Annotated in this window: 19 protein-coding genes and 1 pseudogene; 7 read left to right on the top strand and 13 right to left on the bottom strand. The window is 69.5% G+C overall.

Annotated elements, in window-relative coordinates; genetic code table 11:
* A complete protein-coding gene (locus AP234_RS32330) occupies positions 1-2,496 on the top strand; it encodes a glycosyl hydrolase family 65 protein (protein ID WP_055483557.1) in 2,496 nt (831 codons plus the stop codon).
* Complete coding sequence (locus AP234_RS32335; RefSeq protein WP_063843179.1) at positions 2,444-2,881, top strand: pyridoxamine 5'-phosphate oxidase family protein; 438 nt, start codon at positions 2,444-2,446, stop codon at positions 2,879-2,881. Before AP234_RS32330 ends, AP234_RS32335 begins: the two co-directional genes overlap by 53 nt.
* A 6-nt stretch (positions 2,882-2,887) precedes the next feature.
* Here the strand turns inward: AP234_RS32335 and AP234_RS35620 are convergent, their stop codons facing one another.
* Positions 2,888-3,364 (bottom strand): Hsp20/alpha crystallin family protein, encoded by a 477-nt coding sequence (locus AP234_RS35620; protein WP_083502631.1) that lies wholly within the window; start codon positions 3,362-3,364, stop codon positions 2,888-2,890.
* A 268-nt stretch (positions 3,365-3,632) separates the two neighbouring features.
* Here AP234_RS35620 and AP234_RS32340 point away from each other — a divergent pair, with 268 nt between their 5' ends.
* Positions 3,633-4,502, top strand: a complete 870-nt coding sequence (locus AP234_RS32340) for a universal stress protein (protein ID WP_055483559.1) — start codon at positions 3,633-3,635, stop codon at positions 4,500-4,502.
* 153 nt (positions 4,503-4,655) lie between these two features.
* Positions 4,656-6,530: a GNAT family N-acetyltransferase gene (locus tag AP234_RS32345; RefSeq protein ID WP_083502632.1), complete on the top strand. Its 1,875-nt coding sequence runs from the start codon at positions 4,656-4,658 to the stop codon at positions 6,528-6,530.
* Positions 6,531-6,554: 24 nt separating this feature from the next.
* Here the strand turns inward: AP234_RS32345 and AP234_RS32350 are convergent, their stop codons facing one another.
* From AP234_RS32350 to AP234_RS39040, 10 genes are all read right to left on the bottom strand, one after another.
* Positions 6,555-7,232, bottom strand: a complete 678-nt coding sequence (locus AP234_RS32350) for a CBS domain-containing protein (RefSeq protein WP_063843180.1) — start codon at positions 7,230-7,232, stop codon at positions 6,555-6,557.
* A gap of 19 nt (positions 7,233-7,251) precedes the next feature.
* Positions 7,252-7,695, bottom strand: coding sequence for a hydrogenase maturation protease (locus tag AP234_RS32355; protein ID WP_055483561.1), 444 nt, complete (start codon positions 7,693-7,695; stop codon positions 7,252-7,254).
* Positions 7,685-8,974 carry a nickel-dependent hydrogenase large subunit gene (locus AP234_RS32360; RefSeq protein WP_055483562.1) on the bottom strand — a complete coding sequence of 430 codons (1,290 nt, stop codon included), beginning with the start codon at positions 8,972-8,974 and terminating at the stop codon, positions 7,685-7,687. Before AP234_RS32360 ends, AP234_RS32355 begins: the two co-directional genes overlap by 11 nt.
* A complete protein-coding gene (locus AP234_RS32365) occupies positions 8,971-9,777 on the bottom strand; it encodes an oxidoreductase (RefSeq protein WP_055483563.1) in 807 nt (268 codons plus the stop codon). The genes AP234_RS32360 and AP234_RS32365 overlap by 4 nt, the downstream gene beginning before the upstream one ends.
* Positions 9,777-10,586, bottom strand: a complete 810-nt coding sequence (locus AP234_RS32370) for an FAD/NAD(P)-binding protein (RefSeq protein ID WP_055483577.1) — start codon at positions 10,584-10,586, stop codon at positions 9,777-9,779. The genes AP234_RS32365 and AP234_RS32370 overlap by 1 nt, the downstream gene beginning before the upstream one ends.
* Positions 10,583-11,686 carry a 4Fe-4S dicluster domain-containing protein gene (locus AP234_RS32375; RefSeq protein WP_055483564.1) on the bottom strand — a complete coding sequence of 368 codons (1,104 nt, stop codon included), beginning with the start codon at positions 11,684-11,686 and terminating at the stop codon, positions 10,583-10,585. Before AP234_RS32375 ends, AP234_RS32370 begins: the two co-directional genes overlap by 4 nt.
* Before the next feature lie 160 nt (positions 11,687-11,846).
* Entirely contained in the window at positions 11,847-13,094 is a 1,248-nt protein-coding gene (gene hypE / locus AP234_RS32380) for a hydrogenase expression/formation protein HypE (RefSeq protein WP_235558514.1), read from the bottom strand.
* On the bottom strand, positions 13,091-14,218 hold the full coding sequence (hypD, locus tag AP234_RS32385; RefSeq protein WP_055483565.1) for a hydrogenase formation protein HypD: 1,128 nt from the start codon (positions 14,216-14,218) through the stop codon (positions 13,091-13,093). The genes hypE and hypD overlap by 4 nt, the downstream gene beginning before the upstream one ends.
* Before the next feature lie 6 nt (positions 14,219-14,224).
* Entirely contained in the window at positions 14,225-14,521 is a 297-nt protein-coding gene (locus tag AP234_RS32390; protein WP_055483566.1) for a HypC/HybG/HupF family hydrogenase formation chaperone, read from the bottom strand.
* Positions 14,522-14,526: 5 nt separating this feature from the next.
* Complete coding sequence (locus tag AP234_RS39040; RefSeq protein WP_235558516.1) at positions 14,527-15,834, bottom strand: D-sedoheptulose-7-phosphate isomerase; 1,308 nt, start codon at positions 15,832-15,834, stop codon at positions 14,527-14,529.
* Between the two features lie 168 nt (positions 15,835-16,002).
* On the opposite strand from AP234_RS39040, the gene hypF reads away from it, so the two are divergent.
* The 3 genes and pseudogenes from hypF to AP234_RS35630 all read left to right on the top strand — a co-directional run.
* Entirely contained in the window at positions 16,003-18,477 is a 2,475-nt protein-coding gene (gene hypF, locus AP234_RS32400; protein ID WP_200926823.1) for a carbamoyltransferase HypF, read from the top strand.
* Between the two features lie 138 nt (positions 18,478-18,615).
* Positions 18,616-18,744: a hypothetical protein gene (locus AP234_RS39320; RefSeq protein WP_268778098.1), complete on the top strand. Its 129-nt coding sequence runs from the start codon at positions 18,616-18,618 to the stop codon at positions 18,742-18,744.
* A 12-nt stretch (positions 18,745-18,756) separates the two neighbouring features.
* Positions 18,757-18,864, top strand: a pseudogene (locus tag AP234_RS35630) (dsRBD fold-containing protein); the annotation flags it as partial.
* A gap of 93 nt (positions 18,865-18,957) precedes the next feature.
* On the opposite strand, the gene AP234_RS32405 reads toward AP234_RS35630, so the two are convergent.
* The gene (locus tag AP234_RS32405; protein ID WP_055483567.1) at positions 18,958-19,893 is read right to left on the bottom strand and encodes a ribose-phosphate diphosphokinase; all 936 of its coding nucleotides are present in this window, start codon (positions 19,891-19,893) and stop codon (positions 18,958-18,960) included.
* A gap of 48 nt (positions 19,894-19,941) precedes the next feature.
* The gene (locus tag AP234_RS32410; RefSeq protein ID WP_055483568.1) at positions 19,942-21,264 is read right to left on the bottom strand and encodes a phosphoribosyltransferase family protein; all 1,323 of its coding nucleotides are present in this window, start codon (positions 21,262-21,264) and stop codon (positions 19,942-19,944) included.
* Positions 21,265-21,376: the final 112 nt, after the last annotated feature.

Raw genomic sequence — 21,376 nt, forward strand, 5'->3', positions numbered from 1 at the left:
GTGAGTCCCTGGTCGCTTGTCTACGACGGCTTCGATCCTCGACAGGAGGGGCTGCGCGAGGCGCTGTGCACCCTGGGCAATGGCTACTTCGCCACTCGAGGTGCGGCCCCAGAAGCCGAGGCCGATAAGGTGCACTACCCCGGCACCTACGCCTCGGGCTGTTACGACCGCCTGACCTCCACCGTCGCCGGCCGTACGGTGACCAACGAGGACCTGGTCAATCTGCCCAACTGGCTCCCGCTGTCCTTCGCCGTCCCCGGCTCCGGCTGGTTCTCCCCGCAGCACACCGACCTGCTGGGCTGCGCCGACCTACTGGATTGGCGGCAGGAACTGGACATGCGGGAGGGCGTCCTGCACCGGCTGGTCCGGTTCCGCTGCGCGGACGGGCGAATCACCTCGGTACGGCAGCGCCGCCTGGTCTCTATGGCCGACCCGCACCTGGCCGCGTTGGAGACGACCTTCACGGCCGAGAACTGGTCGGGCCCGCTGCGCGTGCGTTCCGCGCTAGAAGGACGGGTGACCAATCGGGGCGTGCCCCGCTACCGCGACCTGCGCGGTGACCACCTCACCGGCCACGCCACCGGGTCGGGAGACGGGCTCACCTGGCTGTGCGTCCGGACCCGCTCCTCACAGATCACGATCGCGCTGGCGGCCCGCATCGAGACGACCTCGATCTACGGGCAGATCAACCAAGCCGCGCAGACCAGCCAGATCGAGCGGCACAATGACTGGATCGCCGAGCATCACACCCTGGAGCTGGAGAAAAACCGCCCGGTAACGGTCGTCAAGACGATCGCGCTGGCCACGTCCCGCGACCGTGCAATCTCCGACGCCCTCTCCTTCGTGCTGCGGCGGGTACGGCTTGCGCCGGGCTTCGCCATACTGCTGGAACGGCAGCGAATGGCCTGGCGGCGGCTGTGGGAGCGGGCTCGGCTGGAGGTCGACGGCCAGTCCATCCAGCGGGACATCCGCCTGAACGTCTTCCACCTGCTACAGACTCTGTCGCCACACACCGTTGACCTGGACGCGGGCGTCCCGGCGCGTGGGCTGCACGGCGAGGCATATCGGGGGCATGTGTTCTGGGACGAGCTGTTCGTGCTGCCATGGCTCAACCTGCATTTCCCCGAAATCGCCCACAGTCTACTGCGCTACCGTCTGCGGCGGCTGCCGACGGCCCGGGCAGCCGCCCGCGCGGCCGGTTTGGCGGGGGCGTTGTTCCCCTGGCAGAGCGGCAGCGACGGGCGGGAAGAGAGTCAGACTTTTCATCTCAATCCTCGCTCCGGGCGCTGGCTGGCCGATCACTCCCACCTGCAGCGTCACGTCGGGCTGGCCATCGCCTACAACGTCTGGCAGCACTACCAGGCCACCGGCGACATGGAGTTTCTCGTCGAGCCCGGGGCCGAGTTGCTGATCGAGATCGCCCGATGCTTCGCCTCGCTGGCCAGGTTCGATCCACCATCGGGCCGCTATGAGATCCGCGGCGTGATGGGCCCGGACGAATACCACGACGCCTACCCCGGCGCCGCCCTGCCGGGCCTGGACAACAACGCCTACACCAACGTCATGACGGTCTGGTTGCTGCTGCGGGCCCGTCAGGTGCTCGACCTGCTGCCCAGCCGCGCCCGCGCGGAACTGGCCGAGCGGCTCGCCCTCGACGACACCGAGACCGCCCGATGGGAGCAGATCACTCACAGGATGCGGGTGGACTTCCACGATGGGGTGATCAGCCAGTTCACTGGCTACTCCGACTTGGCGGAGCTTGACTGGAGCCGCTACCCGGGAGTACGCCGACTTGACCGGGTGCTGGAGGCCGAGGGGGACAGCCCCAACCGGTACCAGGCCTCCAAGCAGGCGGATGTGCTCATGCTGTTCTACCTGCTCACAGCCGGTGAGCTGCTGGAGATCCTCGGCCGGCTCGGCTACCCGGCCGACCCCGAGATGATCCCCCGTACCGTTCACCACTACCTCGCCCGGACCTGCCACGGCTCGACGCTGAGCGCGGTGGTGCACGGCTGGGTGCTGGCCCGCTCCGACCGCGCCGGCTCCTGGCAGTTCTTCACCGAGACGCTCACCGGTGACCTCAGCGACGTCCAGGGCGGTACCACGGCCGAAGGCGTTCACCTGGGTGCGATGGCGGGCACGCTCGACTTGGTCCAGCGCTGCTACCTCGATCTGCGGATCCGCCGCGACAGCCTGCACCTCAACCCGCTGCTGCCCGAGCAACTCGGCAGGCTGTCGCTGTGCATCCGCTATCAGGGCGGGGAGATATCGATCGATGCCGACCCTCGCCAGGTGCGGATCGGCCGGGCCGACGACGGGCCCGACGTGCTGCGGGTGACCGTTGGCGGCCAGCGTGCCCGGCTCGGCCGCGGCGAAATGCGTACCTTCCCAGTGGCCGGCGAGACAAGGGAGAAGCCGATGGCCGAACAGTCGATGTCACCCGGTGACCTGGGCCCCCCAGGTTACCCGCCCCGTACTGCAGGAAATGGACCGTGAAGAATGCCTGCGGATCATCTCACCCGGCGGCGTCGGCCGCATCGGCTTCCTTGGCGCTGAGGGGCCGACCGTGCTGCCGGTCAACTATCGCCTCCACGAAGGGGCGATCATCTTCCGCACCGCCTTCGGTGGGCCCATAAACCAAGATCTACGGAGCGGCATCGAAGGGGCGGAGATCAAGGTCGCCTTCCAGGTCGACCACATCGACGAGGCCGAGCAAGGGGGCTGGAGCGTGTGCGTCAGAGGCCCAGTCCGTCACGTCACCCCACCGGAAGAGCTGCCCGGGATGACCATTGCCGGGGTGGAGCCCTGGGCCGGGGGCGAACGCGAGCTCGACGTCCGCATCGTTCCGCAGCAGATCACCGGCCGCCGCATCACCTCCTGAAGATCCTCAGGAGGGAACCGACTCGTCGCCCCGCCCTGCTCCAGCTCCGCCTGCCCATAGCCTGACGTCTTCCCCGCCGAAGGGGCCACTTTCCGCCGGCGAAGGGATCGCTCGACGGTGCGGATGCTCGCCGCCGGTGGCGGTTGCGACTGTCGCCTTCACATCGTTCTCGTCCGCACCCTCTGGCAGTGATATGGAGCGGGTGAACGAGCCATAGCGGAACTCGGTCCTGTGCTGCTCCCTCTGCTCCTCTCGGCGCTCGGCACGGACTGTCAAGATTCCTCCGGACAGGGTGCTCTCGACGTCCTTCTCAGGGTCGATCCCGGGCAGTTCGGCGCGTAGCACGTATCGCCCGCCCTGGACGTAATCTTCGAATCGGATGGCCTGGCCTGGCAGGGGACGCAGCCCAGCGAACGGAGCCTCCAGCCAGTCGAAGATCTCAGGAAGGATTCCCCGAGATTCCCGGCGCATAAGTCCGCCCATACGCGTACCTCCTTGTCTTCCTGGCTTCCTCTCGTCGCTTCGGCCTTCCCTGCCCATCTCTTCGCATTTCAGCAGCAGGGGTAGGTGTCAGAGGCCCTCAGTCCTCAGGTCCTTCCCCTGCGGCCGAGCCGTACGCCTTCTCCTCGCTTCTCGCTGTTGAGGCGGGGTACGGACCCGATGAGCAGTGGAACGACGGCCCGACCGGCCGACTTCTCACCCTGGCAGACCGTTGACTGCGAGTCCGGTGGGCCGGAAGGGAGACGGAGCCATGGAGCAGACGGATAAACCGATCATCGTGGGGGTCGACGGGTCGCCGTCCTCACTGGAGGCTGCGGCCTGGGCCGGCGAGGAGGCCGTGCTACGCGGTGCGCGGGTGCACATCATGCATGCGGCGCTGGAGTGGATGTACTACGTTCCGCTTACCCCGCAGCCGCAACCCTGGGGACCTGCGAAAGCCGAAGTCGTTCAGGAACTGCTGCAGAAAGCGGCCAATCGGGCCCGGGTAGGTCATCCAGACGTGCGGGTCACCACGGAGGTCGTCAACAGCGGGCCGTGGGACGCACTGGTCGCCGCAGCGGAGAACGCACAGCTGATCGTCGTCGGCAGCCGGGGCCTCGGCGGGTTCACCGGGCTGCTGCTGGGCTCGGTGAGCCGACATGTGCTCACGCGGGCATCCTGTCCAGCGGTGGTGGTACGGGAGTCCCGCCCCTACCCCACAGGGGAGATCGTCGCGGGCGTGACCGGCAGGTCCGATCAGGTGCCGGTCCTGGATTTCGCTTTCCGGGAAGCGGAGGTGCGCGGCGCGTCACTGCGCCTGCTACACGCGTGGATCCCGCCGGTCGTCCCTACCCTTGGTGGCGCGCCTCCCTTGGTAAACGACCTGGATGCCATCGGCAGGAGCGAGGAGATCCTGCTGGCCGAGGCCGTGGCGGGATGGCGGGACAAGTTCCCCGACGTCCGGGTGATCGAGGAGGTCGTGCGTGAGCATCCGGCCAAGGCGCTGATCGACGCATCCGCTGAACATGATCTCACTGTCATCGGGGCGCACTGCGGCCTTCGTACCGTGCTCGGAATGGGTTCCATCGCCCATGCGCTCGTGCATCATGCGCACGGTCCGGTCGCCGTCGTACGCCACTGAGGCATTGGAAAGCGGAAAGCACGGGACGTTGGCCCATCCGATCACATGCCGAACGGCCCTGTCGTTCCCGAATGGCATGCGATGTGCTGGAACCGCCGGCGCGGCAGCGGCGCCACCGGCGGGCAACCCAGACACGGCTAGACGGGAGAACCCATGTCCGGTGGATGCGATGTCCTCCTGCGAGACGGCGGTATCGCCCGCCTCCGGCCACTGCGCGCCGAGGATCGGCCGGCCTTGCACGCGCTCGTGGCGCGGTCGTCGGAAAGATCCGCGTATTTGCGTTTTTTCGCGGGAGGCCGAGCCACGGCCCACGCTTACATGGACCGGATCACCGCGCCGGACTATCAGGGGCACGCCCTGGTGGCGACGGTGCAGGGGACCTTGGTAGCCGTGGCGGAGTACTTTCCCTTCGACGTGACCTCGGCCGATCTGGGCGTGCTGATCGACGACACCGTCCACGGTCGTGGCCTGGGCATGCTCCTGCTCGAACACCTCGCCGCCGGCGCGGTGGAGCACGGTGTCCGGGCTCTGGTCGCGGACGTGCTCGCGGAGAACCGGGCCATGATCCAGGTGCTGAACGATCTGGGTCTGGACGTGGAGTGCCACGACACGCACGACGGTACGGTCCACGTTCGGGTCCCGCTCACTTCGACACCGCGGCTGTTGGCCGGCATCGAAGCGCGGGATCATCAGGCCGAGCTCGCCTCGCTGGCCCGCGTTTTGCGGCCACGGTCCGTGGCTGTGATCGGAGTCGGTGGTGACGAGTCGAAGGCGGGGCGCCGGGTGCTGCACAACCTCATCGAGGGCGGATACGAGGGTGCCGTATACCCGGTAGACCCGCACGTCACCGAGGCGACTGGGTTGCCGTGCTATCCGGGCCTGCGATCGGCGCCGGAGCCGGTGGACGTCGCCATCCTCGCGGTCCCCGCTGGACGGGTCGTGGAGGTGGCACATGTGTGCGGGGAGACAGGGGTGGCCGGACTGGTCGTCCTGCCGTACGGCTCCGCCGAGCACGGCGACCGCGACAGGAGGAGGGAACTTCTCGGCATCTGCCGTACCACCGGAATGAGGCTGATCGGCCCCGGCTCATCGGGCATCGTGAACACCGCGATCGGCCTCAACGCGAGCCTCTTCCCGTACGCCCCGCGGCGCGGCCGGATCGCGGTGATGTCGCAATCCGCGACGATCGGGTCGTCGCTGCTGGAGCGGCTGGACGTGTCCTTCTTCGTGTCGGTCGGGGACAAGGCGGATGTCAGCGGAAACGACCTGTTGGAGTTCTGGGAGGACGACCCCGACACCGACGTGATCGTGCTGTGCCTGGAGTCTTTCGGGAACCCGCGCAAGTTCGCCCGGATCGCGCCCCGGGTGGGGGCCAGGAAGCCGGTCCTGCTGATCAGGACAGGGCTGGTCAGGATGGGGGGTTCGGGGGACTCGGCCGCGTGCTCTCATGGTGATGGCGCTACTGCGGATGCCACCGTCGACGCCCTCGTCCCGGGGTGTGGCGTGATCCGCCTGGACGATGTCGAGGCCCTTGTCGGCGTGGCGTCGCTGCTCGCCTCTCAACCGCTGCCTGCCGGGCGTCGCGTTGCGATCGTCGGCGACTCCGGCGATCTCAGGGCCGCGGCCGTCGATGCCTGCGAGCGCCTGGGCCTGATCGTGTCGCCGGTCGTGGCCTGCGCGGCAGTCCAGGATGAGGCGTTGGGAGGTGCCATCGCGACTGCCAACATGGCTTCGGAGGTTGACGCGATCCTCGCCGTCTGTGCACCGTCATCCGCCTCCGTTCTGACGCGGACCGGGGAGGCGATTGCGAATGCGGCCGGGTCGGCCACGAAGACCGTACTGGCGTGCGTGATGGGACGTGACGGCCTCATCAACGGCCGGGTGCCCTCCTACGCCGCAGCGGAACAGGCCGTCGCGGCGCTCGCACACGTGGCCGATTACGCCGAGTGGCGACGCCGGCCTCTGGAAGTCGACGTTCCGCTGATCGGTTCGGGGGCTGTGTGGGAGGTGCTGCGGCGCATGCGATGACCGCAGGCCGGTCGGTACGTCGGCTCAGCCTGGGATGTCGTTTTCCGCCCACTCCAGCCGATCGATGACATCTACCACCCCGTTGATCCGTTCGGTCATGCGTAGCAGGATCCGCGCGTCACTGCGGTGCTCGATCCAGCCGCTCAGCGTCACCACCCCACCGGTCACGCGGAGACAGACGCCGGAGGTGTCCGCCCACAGCAGGCCGTCGATGATGTCTTCGCGCACTTCGTCAGCGATGTCGTGGTCGCTGCGCAGGAAGACCTTGAGCAGGTCGTGGCGGCTGACGATCCCCCGGAGTCGCCCGTCGTCGCCAACGACGGGGAGGCGTTTCACTCCCTTCTCGTGCATCAGTCGGGCGGCGTTCACGACACTGCCGCAGTCCTCGATGGTGACGGCCGGAGCGCTCATCAGTTCTGCGGCGGTGTGTCCCCGGGCCTTTTCCGTCGCGTCCCGCCTACCTGGGTGACCGGGCGGCGGGGGAGGAGGACGGTAATCCTCCTTGTAGTACTGCTCTCTGAGCTCCTCCTTGTGGAGTAGATCGGCCTCGGAGATCACGCCGAGGACGTGGGTTGCACCGTCGATGACGGGGACCGCGCTCACCCCGCGAGTCGCAAGCACCTCGGCGATGACACGGAATGGCGCGTCGGCGGTGACGGCTACCACCTCGGTGGTCATGACATCTCGCACCTTCTTGTGCACGATCGGCCTCCTCCCGGATTCACCCCACCGTCCGCCGTACGGCCTCGGCCGTCTCCCGGATCGCCGCCCGGACCGGCGGCGTGATGGCGGCGTTGAGGCCGAAGTCGCCCCCCTCGATCCCGAAAACGAGCAGTTCCTCAGGGAGTCGGCCGAGCGCCTGGCCGAGCGCGATCGCGTCGCCCAGGCCGAGGGCGTGCGAGCTTCGCTGCCAGACGGGCCAGGGGCGCGGCCGCAGGCCGCGATGGAGGGTGCCCGGCGCCGCGCCGGAGGAGACCGCGTCGATCACGACCGCCAGATGCGCGCCGCTCCAGGCCGTGACCAGCTGCATGGGATCTCCGCAGCTCTCGGCGAGGTCGATGGAGGGCGGGAGCGTGCCGCGCAGCAGCCGTACCACTTCCAGGCCCGCGGCGTCGTCGCCGCGCGCGTAGCCGCCGATCCCGATCACGAGTGCGTTACCGGGCATCGAGGTGCACGTCCAGGAAATGAGCGGAGCAGGAGATGCAGGGGTCGTGGTTGCGGACGGCCCGTTCGCACAGTGCGGCCAGTTCGGCCTGGGCCAGGTTGAGGCGGGGTTCGATGAGTTCGCGTAGGTCCATTTCCATCCGGGCCTGGTTCTGGGAGGTCGGCGGCACGATGTCCGCCTCCGTGATCAGCCCCTCCCCATCGAGGTGGTAGCGGTGGTACAGCGTGCCGCGCGGGGCCTCAGACGCGCCGTGGCCGACACCGGCCGTCGGCTCGACCGGTACGGCGGGCACGTCGGGTTCGACGTAGTCGTCGATGATCCGCAGTGCTTCGTCGCAGGCGTGCACGACCTCGACGGCGCGGACGACGATGCTGCGGAACGGGTTGCGGCAGACCTCGCCGAGCCCGGCGTCGCGTGCCGCCTCGCGGGCCAGTGGGGACAGCCGGTGGGAGTTGAGCGCGTAGCGGGCGAGGGCGCCCACCAGGTAGCCGCCCGCGTCGTCGAGACGGGCGTGCAGGGCAGTGGAGTCGGGGACCTGCTCCTCCACCACGTGCTCCGGCCACGCCTCGACGGGGAAGGAGGATCCGTCGCTCACGGCGGGCGTTCCGGACAGGATCGCGTACTCCTCCGGGTGCCGCAGCGCGAGGAAGCGGTAGTCGTGTTCGATGTCGGGGAAGTCGAACCCGGCGACCCAGGCCACGGTCGCCAGCGCGTGGTCGCGCGCCCGGCGCAGCTGTTCGGCCACCGGGGCGAGCTCCTGCCGCCGGGGAACGCGATAGAAGCCGCCGACCCGTACATTGACCGGGTGGATCGCGCGCCCGCCCAGCGTCGCGACCAGCTCGTTTCCCGCCTTCTTCACCGCCAGGCCCCGCTCGACGGGCTCTCGGTGGTCGGCGGCCATCGCCACGCCGCTGTCGTAGCCGAGGAAGTCGGGTGCGTGCAGCAGGAAGATGTGCAGCGCGTGCGACTCGATCCACTCGCCGTAGTACAGCAGGAGCCGCAGGTCGCGTAGCGGCCCGTTCACCGCGACGCCGAGGGCTGACTCGATCGCCTGGCAGGCGCTCATCTGGTAGGCCACGGGACAGATGCCGCAGATGCGCGCGGTGATGTCCGGGGGCTCGTCGTAGGCGCGGCCGCGGAGGAACGCCTCGAAGAACCGGGGCGGCTCGTAGATCCTCAGGCGGAGATCGGTGATGCGGCCGTCGCGGGCCCGCACCAGCAGTGCTCCCTCGCCCTCGACGCGGGACAGCCCGCCGATGCGGATGTTCTTGTGCGTCACGCCCGGTCCTCCTCCGGCCCCTGGTCCTCCTCCGATGCCCGCATGAACTGCTCCTCGGTCGCGTTGAACGTCCGGTAGACGCGCACCAGTTCGGGGTCGCTCATCCCGAGGACGCGGAGTTTCGTGTTCAGTGCCCTGGAGTTCGTGGTGTCCGCCGGTCCGAAGCAGCCGTAGCAGCCCCGGTTGAACGCCGGGCACAGCGCGCCGCAGCCCGCCTGGGTGACCGGGCCGAGGCACGGCGTGCCGTGGGCGACCAGGACGCAGATGTTGCCGCGGAGCTTGCACTCGACGCACACGCTGTGGCTGGGGACGACGGGACGGCGGCAGGCCAGGAACGCGGTGATGACCTCGAGCAGTTGCCGTTTGTCGATGGGGCAGCCGCGCAGTTCGAAGTCCACCGGCACGTTGGCGGAGATCGGGGTCGACTTGTCCAGAGTGGCGATGTATTCGGGCCGCGCGTACACGACGGAGGCGAACTCCTTCACGTCGGCGAAGTCGCGCAGGGCCTGGATCCCGCCGGCGGTGGCGCAGGCCCCGATCGTCACCAGGCGCTTCGACACCCGGCGCACGTGCCGGATGCGCTCGGCGTCCTCCGGCGTGGTGATCGACCCCTCTACCAGGGACAGATCGTACGGCCCGGGGCCGACAGCGCTGGAGGCCTCCAGGAAGTAGGCGATCTCCACCTCGGCGGCGAGGGACAGCAGTTCGTCCTCGCAGTCGAGCAGGGTGAGCTGGCAGCCGTCGCAGGAGGCGAACTTCCACACCGCCATCCGGGGCCGGGAGCCCGATTCGCGCGTGCCCATCACAGCTCCCGCACCGCGAGCAGGCCGCCCACCCGCTCGTAGTCGACCACCGGGCCGTCCAGGCACAGCAGCAACGGGCCGAGCTGGCAGTGGCCGCACCGGCCGACGCCGCATTTCATGTTGCGCTCCAGCGACAGCGCGATCCGCCGGGCCGGCACGCCGCGCGCCATCAGGTCGTCGGCGACGGCGCGCATCATGATCTCCGGGCCGCAGACGAAGGCGGCGGTGCGGCGCGGTGCGAAGACGATCCGGTCGATCAGCTTCGTGACCAGCCCGACCGGGCCCGGCCAGATGTGATCGGGGTGATCCACGATGACCTGGACGTCGATGTCGTGCGCCATCCGCCAGCGGTCCAGCTCACGCGGATACAGCAGGGTCATCGGGGTCCGGGTGCCGGCGATCACGCTGATCCGGCCGTACCGCGAGCGGTGGGCGATCAGCTCCCGGACGACCGTGCGCAGCGGTGCGAGGCCGAGACCGCCCGCCGCCACGACCACATCCAGCCCGGCCGCCCCCGCGACGTCGAAGGCGGTGCCGTACGGCCCGCGCACCCCCACGAGGTCGCCGGGTCGTTTGCGGCAGAGCGCCTGGCTGACCGCGCCCACGGCCCGGATCGTGTGCACCAGCGCCCCGGTGCGCCCTCGGCCGCTGAGCGAGATCGGGATCTCGCCGACGCCATGCGCGTAGACCATCGTGAACTGGCCCGGCAGGGAGAAGGGGCATGGCCCGCTCACCGGCTCCAGCGCCAGCGTGACGGTGTCGGCCCGGTCCGGACGCCGTGAACGTACGCGGTACGGCACTGGCGTCATCGGATGCACGACGTCTCCCCGGTGCCGTCTCGAATGGCCGACAGTTCCTCGGTCACGTCTATGCCGGTGGGGCACCAGGTGATGCATCGGCCGCAGCCCACGCAGCCGGATGTGCCGAACTGGTCGTACCAGGTGGCGAACTTGTGGGTCAGCCACTGCCGGTAGCGAGCCAGGGCGGAGGAGCGCACCGGCGGCTGGCCGCTGAGCTCGGTGAAGTCCAGCGAGAAGCAGGAGTCCCACCGCTCGGACCGCTCGGTGACCTCGCCGGTGAGGTCGGTGATGTCCTCGACCGTGCTGCAGAAGCAGGTCGGGCAGACCATCGTGCAGTTCGTGCAACTCAGGCAGCGGGAGGCCACGTCGGTCCAGCGTGGTGAGTCGTGCGCGGCGGGCAGCCACTGCTGGATGCCCTCGGTGTCCACATGGCGGCCCATCCGGGTCGCGGCGATGCGCGAGACCTCCTCGGCCGCGGTGAGGTCACCCTGGTCGGCCGGCCGGTGCGGAATCGCCGCGACGATCTGCGCGCCTCGCTCGCTGCCACTCTCTACCGTGAACCGATGCGGCGACGCCAGCTCGGTGAGCGCGAGGTCGAATCCGGTGGTGGCCTTCGGCCCGGTCCCCATGGAGACGCAGAAACAGGTGCCGCCGGGCACCGCGCAGTTGACCGCGATCAAGAACAGCGCCTCGCGCCGCCGCCGGTAGGTCGGATCAGGGTGCCTGCCCAGGAACACCCGGTCCTGGACGGCTATCGCGGCCAGATCGCAGGCGCGCACCCCCAGCAGCGCCACCCGCGGCGCCTTCTCCCGGACCTCCTCGATCGTCTGGCCGCGCATCCGGAACAGCCTCTGACGGGGCGGCTGGGTGAAGCGCTTGGCCGAGTCGGGGCTGGCGGCGAAGTCGAACAGCATTTCGTCGCCCCGCTCGGCCAACCGGTAGTTGCCCGGTCTCTGGACGTCGCCTACGCCTGCCGGCAGGTCCTCGACCGAGGAGATCTCGGCCATCCGCACGGCCGCGTCCTTCACCGTGGGCCCGACCACTGCGTAGCCGGCTGACTGGAGAGCCGCGATGAGCGGCTCCAGGGATTCGATTACAACGGTGTCCATCAGAGCGTTCCCCCCAACGCTGCCACCGACGGACATGTACCCCCTCCAACGTAACTACCAGCACAGATGCCAGAAAAGGGACGAACGGCCCAGCGCTGTCCACCAACGCTCACCGGGATCGAGGGACCGGCCCGGCCAAGGTCTGTGATCACCGCACTCGTCAGCAGATGCGCGGGAGCGGGTCACCGACGAGCAGATCGACGACCCGGGTGCCGCCGGAGTGGGTGCGCATCAGGACGAGCCCGGCCGGGTCGTCGCCCGCGCGGCCGATCACCGCGGCATCGGTGCCCAGCGGGTGCGACCGGAGGGCATCCAGGGCGGCATCGGCGTGATCTCCCGCCACCACCGCGACCATCCGCCCCTCGCAGGCCACGTACAGCGGATCGATGCCCAGCAGCTCGCAGGCGCCGCGCACGTTCGGCCGGACCGGGACAGCGCTCTCGTCGAGCACGATCGCGACCTGGGCCGCGGCGGCGATCTCGTTGACCACGGTGGCCACGCCGCCGCGCGTGGCGTCCCGCAGGCAGCGCACCTGCCCCGGGCAGGCCGCCAGCAGCCGGTCGGCGAGCGTGTGCAGCGGCGCGGTGTCGGAGGTGAGATCGGTTTCGATGTCGAGCCCGCCACGGGCGAGCATGACGGTCATGCCGTGTTCGCCGATCGGGCCGGAGACGACGACGGAGTCACCCGGCACGACGGCCGCCGCGCTCAACCGGACCGGCCGCTCGATGACGCCGATCCCCGCCGTGGTGATGTAGCAGCCGTCGGCCTTGCCGTTCTCGACGACCTTGGTGTCGCCGGTGACGATCCAGACGCCGGCTGCCCGAGCGGCCTCGGCCATGGAGGCGACCACGCTGCGCAGATCCTCGACGGGGAAGCCCTCCTCCAGGATGAACCCGGCCGACAGATAGCGCGGGGCGGCCCCGCACATGGCGAGATCGTTGATCGTGCCGTTGACCGCGAGGTCGCCGATATCGCCACCGGGAAAGAACAGCGGCCGGACCACGAACGAATCGGTCGTGAACGCCAGACCGCCGGCGACGGGGCCGGTGACGGCGCCGTCGCCGAGGGGCTCGAGGAGCGGGTTGCCGAACGCCTCCAGGAACACGGCCTCGATGAGAGCACGGGCCGCCTTGCCTCCAGCACCGTGTGCGAGTGTGATGCGATCCTCCCGGACGCGGGCCCTGCGCTTCCTGGCGCGTTCGATCCGTTCGAGCACCTCCTCCTCACGAGAGTGTCCGCTCATGTGGCCGTGGGGGATCTCCGGCTGGTCGAGCTCGCAGGCCTCGCGTACCGCGGCCTCAGCCTGGGCCGCACCGGGCACCAGGTCCGGTCGAGAAGTGTTTTCGAGCCCGGTGTCTTCGAGCGGGGCGTCTTCTCTGATGGGATCGTCCAGGTGGCGCGGGCTCATCGGCGGGTCGCCTCCCTGACGCGCTTACGGGAGAAGCGGCCGAAGTTGTAGTAGGCGGCGCAGGCCCCCTCGGAAGAGACCATGCAGGTGCCGATCGGCGTCTCCGGGGTGCACGCGGTGCCGAACACCTTGCACTCCCACGGTTTGAGCACGCCCTTGAGCACCTCACCGCACTGGCACGCCTTGGGGTCGGCGACCCGTACGCCCGGGATCTGGAAGATCCGCTCGGCGTCGTAGGCGGCGTACCGTTCGGAGATCTTCAGCGCGGAGTGCGGGATCCAGCCCAGGCCGCGCCATTCGAAGTAGCCACGCAGCTCCATGACCCGCCCGATCACGCTCAGTGCTCTGGCGTTGCCGTCCCAGGGAACGACCCGGGCGTACTGGTTCTCGACCTCGCAGCGGCCCTCGGCGAGCTGGGTCAGGAGCTGGTGGACAGCGCGCAGCACGTCGAGCGGTTCGAACCCGGTGACGACCAACGGCTTGCCGTAGACGCGCGGGACGAACTCGTACGGGCGGCAGCCGATGACGGCCGAGACGTGGCCCGGGCCGACGAAACCGTCGGCCCGCTGGTCGGGTGAGTCGAGGATGGCCTTGATCGACGGGATGATCGTGACGTGGTTGCAGAAGACCGAGAAGTTGCCGATCCCCTCGGCCTCGGCACGGAGGATCGTCAGCGCGGTCGAGGGGGCGGTGGTCTCGAAACCGACGGCCATGAAGACGACGTGCCTGCCGGGGTTGGCGTGGGCGATCTTGAGTGCGTCCAGCGGGGAGTAGACCATGCGGATGTCGGCGCCGCGAGCCTTGGCGTCCAGGAACGTCCCGCGCCCGCCGGGCACCCGCATCATGTCACCGAAGGTGGTCATGATGACGCCGGGCTGCTCGGCGATGTGGAACGCGTCGTCGAGCCGGCCCATTGGGATGACGCAGACGGGGCAGCCGGGCCCGTGGATCATCTCTACCGCGTCGGGCAGGTAGTCCTCCAGGCCGTGCTTGTAGATCGCGTGGGTGTGCCCACCGCAGACCTCCATGAACTGGTACCTGCGGCCCGGCCGGCACAGCGCGGCCATCCGGTCGGCCAGCGCATGGGCCTGGTCGGCGTCACGGTACTCGTCGACGAAACGCAACGAAGGTCACTCCTGTTCACTGGCGGATTCGCGGAAGGCGGCGATCTCGTCCTCGTACGCCGCGCCGAGGCTCTTGAGGAAGTCGAGCGTTGCGGCCGCCTCCGTCTCGTCGATCTTGGAGAGCGCGAAGCCGACGTGGATGAGCACCCAGTCGCCGGGCGCGAGGCTCTCGTGGTCCAGCAGGCCGATATGGACCTTCCGCCGTACGCCGCCCACGTCGACCAGGGCGAGGTCGGCGAACTCGGCGAGCTCATGCCGACCGGGCAGGATCTCCACGATCTCTCCGGGGATGCCCAGGCACATCGGCGTCACCGCTGCCCTGAAACATCGAGCGCGACCTGGGTCAGTTCCCACAGCACGTGGTAGACCGTGGTCTGCGCCTCCTGGACGCGGTGCACCGAGGACGACGGGATCACGAACAGGTGGTCCAGCAGGCCGGACTCGGCGAGCCTGCCGCCCCCGGCGCCGGCCAGGCCGACGGTCAGCATGCCGATCCTGGCCGCTTCCTTGAACGCCTGGACGACGTTGCCGGAGTCGCCGCTGGTGGACAGCCCAAGCGCGATGTCGCCGGGCCGCCCGAGCGCGGCGAGTTGCCGGGAGAAGACCACGTTGAAGCCGACGTCGTTGGAGAGCGCGGTGACAAGGGCGACATCACTGGTGAGGCAGTGCGCGGGCAGCGGACGGCCGGAGCCAGCCGGAGCGAGGAAGGTCGTGGTCACCTCCTGTGCGTCGGTGCTGCTGCCTCCGTTGCCGAAGGTGAACAGCCGGCCCCCGGCGGCGAACCGGACCGCCATGTCCTGGGCGCAGGCGGCGATCCGTCGCTGGTCGAGTCCCGCGGCCTCCGTACGCAACCGCGCGATCTCGGCGGCCTTGCCCTCAGTAGACCGCACGGCCTCGGCCGGCACCGATGCCCGGCTGTCCTCGTCGGAATAAAGGAAGGGGTAGAGCCCGCGCATCTCCGCCAACGGCGGTTCGCCGAGGCCACAGCGGCTCTCTTCGGAAACGGTGTCCAGCAGAACGTGGACCAGCTCCCACAGCAGGTGATAGGTGGTGACGTGGAGCTCCTTCACCACGTCTGGGTCGTGGGAGGGGGCGAGCAGGACGTGATCGGCGGCGATGCCGCTCCGATCGGTCACTCCACCGTCACCGTCACTCTGCCCGCCGATCAGGGCCACGGTGAGCAGGCCGAGCCGCCGGGCGGCAGCCAGCCCACGTAGCACGCCCGTGCACCGGCCATCACGCGAGATGCCGAGCGCGATGTCCCCCGGCTCGGCCCAGCTCGCGATCTGATGCGTGAACGCCTCGCCCAGGCCGTCACGGGCACCGATCGTGGTGACCGTCGCCGCGTCGTTGCTCAACGCCAGCGCGGGCAGCGCCCGCCTGCCGACGATCACCGGGTGCATGAACTCGACAGCGACGTGCGCGGCATCCGCGCCGTCACCTCCGCCGCCGAAGACGATCAGCTTGCCGCCCCGCCGGAACCGCTCCGCCATGTCCCGGCAGGCACGAGTGATGTGCTCCGCGTCGCGTATCAGCGCATCGCCGGGGGCCATGCGCCTGGCGAAGGCCCGGTGGAGGGCGTCGTTCATCGTGTTCGTCATAGGTGCGGCAGGCATGGGCAGGCTCCGTGATCTGGCGTGGTCATCACGCTACGTTCCGTGTTTCCGTGATGCGTCGACCGCATGACGCGGGAGGGGTAAAGATCTGCTCACGCGGCCTTCCGCATTTCCCGGCCAACGCGCCGCGGCCGGTCCGCCGCCGCGCCGTACGCGCAAGATGGCGACGTGACGGATACGGCCTTCGACCCCTTCGACTGCGATCCGGATCGCGGAACACGACCGGATGACCTCGATCGCTGTCCCGGCTGTGATTTCGCGGCAGGCCGTACGACTCGGGTGCGCATCCGAGTGGAGGGGATCGTCCAGGGGGTGGGGTTCCGGCCGTACGTGCACGCGCTGGCCAGAAGGCTGAACCTGTCGGGATTGGTCGGCAACGACGGGTTCGGCGTCTTCATCGAGGCCGAGGGCCCCGAGGGTGACGTCACCCGGTTTCGCGAGGAGCTGCCCTACCAGGCGCCGCCGCTCGCACTGATCCACCGGATTTCCGCCGACGTGATCCCCGTACTGGGCGAACGGAGCTTCCGTATCGCGGGCAGCCGCGACGGCGGACGGTCGGCGCTGATCCCGGCCGACGTGGCCACCTGTGATGACTGTCTGGCCGAGCTGTTCGACCCTGCCTGCCGCAGGTACCTGCACCCGTTTGTGAACTGCACGAACTGCGGCCCGAGATTCACGATTGTCACCGGCCTGCCGTACGACCGGGAGGCGACGACCATGGCGGCCTTCCCGATGTGCGGCGAATGCGCCGCCGAGTATCACGACCCGAGTGACCGCAGGTTCCATGCTCAACCGATCTGCTGTCCGGCCTGCGGACCGGCCCTGCGGCTGCTCGACTCGCGGGGACGGCCGATGGACGGCGATCCCGTGGATGCAGCAGCTGCGCTCCTGCGAGCGGGCAAGGTCGTCGCGATCAAGGGGTTGGGCGGCTACCACCTGGCGGTCGACGCGACCCATGGCCCGGCGGTACGCACGCTGCGCGACCGCAAGCACCGACTGGACAAACCGTTCGCCGTCATGGTCGCCGGCCTGGCCATGGCAGCGCAGCAGTGCGAGATCGGCCCGGATGCCGAGCGGCTGCTGAGCAGCCCGGCCCGGCCGATCGTCGTCCTGCCGCGCCGTACGGGCGGGACGGTCGCCGACGAGGTGGCGCCTGGCGTGAACCGGCTCGGGATCATGCTGCCGTACACGGCACTGCACCACCTGCTCGCCCGACAACTCACCTGTCCGTACGTGCTGACCAGCGGAAACGTCTCCGACGAACCCATCGTGTACCGGGATCGAGACGCGACGGACCGGCTCGGCGGCGGTCTGGCCGACGCCTTCCTGGCGCACGACCGCACGATCCACGCACGAGCGGAGGATTCGGTGATCCTCCTCGCCCATGGCCGGGAGATCCCGGTCCGCAGGTCTCGGGGGTTCGCGCCGCTGCCGCTGCCGCTGCCGCGGCCGGCCCGGCGTGCGATCCTCGCCTGCGGCGCTGAGCTGAAAAACACCTTCTGCCTGGCCCGGGGCGGGCACGCGTTCCTCTCTCCGCACATCGGCGGCCTGAAGGACTACGAGACGCTCCGCGCCTTCACCGAGGAGATCACACGTTTCCGGCGACTGTTCGACGTCACGCCCGCGCTGGTCGTTCACGACACGCACCCGGAGTACCTGTCGACGAAGTACGCTCAGGAGCTGGCCGACGTCGACCTCATCGCCGTCCAGCACCACCACGCCCACATCGCGTCCTGCCTCGCCGACAGCGGAGAGGAGGGACCGGTGATCGGCATCGCGTTCGACGGAACCGGCCACGGCCCGGACGGGACCGTGTGGGGCGGCGAGCTGCTGGTGGCCGACCTGACCGGGTTCACTCGCGCCGGTCACCTGGCGCCGGTCCCGATGCCGAGCGGCACGGTGGCGATCCGGCAACCCTGGCGGATGGCGGCGGCACACCTGGATGCCGCCTTCGACGGCGCCCCACCGCCAGATCTTGCCGTACGCCTCAGAAACGCCGCCGAGTGGGACCGGGTGATGGCCGTAGCCCGGTCGGGGCTGAACTCGCCGCTCACCTCCAGCGCCGGACGGCTCTTCGACGCCGTCGCGGCCCTGTGCGGACTGGGCGACCGGGTCACCTTCGAAGGACAGGCCGCGATGGCCCTGGAGCAGCGGGCCGATCCGGCCGAACAGCGCGCCTACCCGGTACGGCTCGAGTCCGGAACCGATTTCGTGAACAGTGCCGGCCTGGTAACCGGCCTGGTAATCAGGGGAGATGATCTGATCCGCGCGGTCGCCGAGGACCTGCTGCGCGGCACCGAGGCGGCGGAGGTCTCCGCCCGGTTCCACAACGGTCTCGCCGCTGCCGTGGCCGCCGCATGCGCCCTAGTACGGGACGGCGCGACGGCTCCAGCCAGGGCCGACGCCACGAGCGGGGCCGGGATCGGTACGGTCGCGCTGTCCGGCGGGGTCTTCCAAAACGCGCTGCTGCTCGACCGATGCGTACAGGCACTGGAGGAACGCGGCTTCCGCGTCCTGACCCATCGCCGAGTGCCGCCCAACGACGCCGGGATCAGCTTCGGCCAGGCAGCCGTGGCCGCGGCGATGGATCCCGCCCTGGCACGATGCGTTTCCGCGCGGAGCACCGAACAGGGGAGGGTCTGATGCTCGGCTGACGACGTCGGCAAGGAAATCGCCATTCATTATGTCCGGGACGACGAGACGCTCCGGCGAGAATTCGATCACCGGTTGGCGCTGTTTCTAGCCCAACCTTCACAGCATCGTCTTGACATCACCCCGCTGGTGGAGGCACTCGACCAGCTCGGGCAGCAGATCCCAATCCTGCTCGTGCGGCTGCGCCGCTCGACGACAGGGCAGCACCTCTGTGTCACCATGGAGTTCGAACTGCCGCTGGCCATGGCCGAACGGTAGAACGGCTCGCCTCCCTACCCGGTGCACTGGCTTGACGAGGAGAAACAGGAGGCCCTCGTCTTACCGGGACCGGACGCACATATCGAGTACCGCCACGGAAGCCGACACGAGGGTCAGTGAGCCCCTTCGACTGGGCCGCTGTCATCTTGGCCGCCCCCTCGAAGGTCGTGGATGTCAAGGGATGGGACATGACCTCCGATCGACAGCCCCAGCTCACGCATGTCCCAGTAGATCGTCCAGCGGCTCGTCGCGATGCAGGCGTCCGATGGCGTCCGCAAGTAAGGGGGCCACCGAGCACACGCTGAGTGGCAACGTCGGCCTGTCATGCTGCGGGATGGTGTCGGTGACCACGAGTTCTGGGATGGAGGAGCGGCTGAGACGCTGCTCCGCCGCCTCGACGAGCAGCCCGTGGGTGGCCGCCACAGTGATCTCCGGCGCGACGCCCTGGTTCAGCAGGGCCTCGACGGCGGCTTCGATCGTGCCGCCAGTGCTGATCATGTCGTCTACGATGACCGCTGGACGGCCGCGGACCTCTCCGATGAGCTCCTCGGCCGTGACGCTCGTCCCGGTCAGTCTGATCTTGCGGACCACCGCGACGGGGCTGGACAGCAGTCTGCCGTAGTGCTGTGCGAGCTTGACCGCGCCGAGGTCCGGCGCGACCACGACGGCTCCCGCTGGGATTTTCTGGCCGAGAGCGCGAGCCAGCACGGGTACGGCTGTGAGCATCTCCACGGGGATTTCGCAGATCGCCTCCAGCGCGGCCGTGTGCGGGTCCACCACGATCAGCCGGTGCGCCCCGGCCGAGGCGAGCGCGTCCGCCACGACCCGGATGCCGATCGCGTCGCCGGCCTGCCTCCGCCGGTCCTGGCGTGCGTATCCGAAGTAGGGCACCACTGCGGTTATCCGACCCGCGCCGGCCCTCCCGCACGCGTCGAGCAGCAGCAGCAACTCCACGACGTGATCGTTCACGGGCGGCCCGGTGTGCTGTACCAGGTAGAGGTCTGCGCCCTGCACCCCGTCGACGCTGGGCCGAAGTTCGCCGTCGGGAAAGCGTTCCAGGTCCGCTGCGACCGGCTCGGTGTCGAGCGCTGCCGCCACGGCGCCCGCGAGCGCGCCGCCGGCGGATCCGGCCACGATTCGCAGACTCATCACTCCTCCTGGACCGACCAGGTCATTCGCGTCCGCGTCCGGTCGCGTTCACGCGGTGTAGGGCCGGAAGTGCTCGGTGAACCAGTCGCCTGCGAGTGAGGCGACCGTCTCGAGCGCTCCGGGCTCTTCGAACAGGTGCGTGGCACCTGGGACGATCTGAAGTGAGCTCTCGCAACGCAGCCGCTCCTGTGCCTCCCGGTTGAGGTTGAGCACCACATCGTCGCGGCCTCCCACGATCAGCAGGGTCGGGGCTTGCACGGCGGCGAGGCGTGGTCCGGCCAGATCGGGCCGTCCACCGCGGGAGACGACGGCGGCGATCTCGCTGCCGGGTTCCGCCGCTGCCCACAGCGCGGCCGCTGCTCCGGTGCTGGCGCCGAAATATCCGATCGAGAGCCCCGCCGCCCGCTGCTGCCCGCCCAGCCAGTCGGTCACCTGAACCAGCCTTCCCGCCAGCAAGTTGATGTCGAACACGTTGCCGCGGTCAATTTCCTCCTGTGTGGTCAGCAGGTCGAACAGCAGCGTCCCCAGTCGTGCCTGGTTGAGCGCGGAGGCGACGTACCGGTTGCGCGGGCTGTGCCGGCTGCTGCCGCTGCCATGCACGAATACCACGATCCCACCGGCGTCCCTCGGCACGACCAGCCGGCCCGGCAGCCGTACCGGCCCGGCGCCCACCTCGACGTCCTCGGCGAGGCCGTGCGGATGCGACCCCGCCGTCGCCTTGGCACGGGCGCGCTCGCGGGAGGCAGCCCGCCGCAGCAGCTCGACGACCTGATCGTCGGTCGTCTGAGTGAAATCCTGATACCAGAACCCGATCGCGTAGAAGGAGTCGGGAGTCTCCAGGCAGACGACCTCGTCGGCGACGTCGCGCAGGCTCGCGACCGTCTCCGGCGCGCCGACGGGCACCGCCAGCACCACCCGCGAGGCGCCGCGCGCCCGCGCGATCTGACAGGCCGCCCGGGCGGTCCCGCCGGTGGCGATCCCGTCGTCCACCACGATCACCCGACGGCCCGCCAGATCGACAGGAGCGCGTTCCCCTCGGAAGCGGCGGGCCCGGCGCTCCACCTCGGCCTGCTCGCGCCCCTCCACCCTCGCCATCTCGCCCGGCGTGAGACCGGCGAGCCGTACGACGCTGGGATTGACGACGCGCACGCCGCCCTCGCCGATCGCGCCGAACCCCAACTCCGGCTGGTACGGCACGCCGAGTTTGCGGACCACGATCACATCCAAGGGCGCGTCGAGGGCGGTGGCCACCTCGAACGCCACCGGCACGCCGCCCCGGGGCAGCCCGACGACAACCGTGCCTTCAGCACCGTGCAGCCCGCAGAGCCGCTCGGCCAGGCGAACACCCGCATCTTGGCGATCGAGAAACATCCGTCCCCCTCCGGCCGCCTCCCGAGGTCCATCTGGAACGCCGGACCGTCTCGCGGCCGGCGTCGCGGAACCTATGTCCATCCGTACCCGTATTCAATGCCTGAGCAGCGGG

Source organism: Sphaerimonospora mesophila, from assembly GCF_001417795.1.
GTDB classification, from domain to species: domain Bacteria; phylum Actinomycetota; class Actinomycetes; order Streptosporangiales; family Streptosporangiaceae; genus Sphaerimonospora; species Sphaerimonospora mesophila.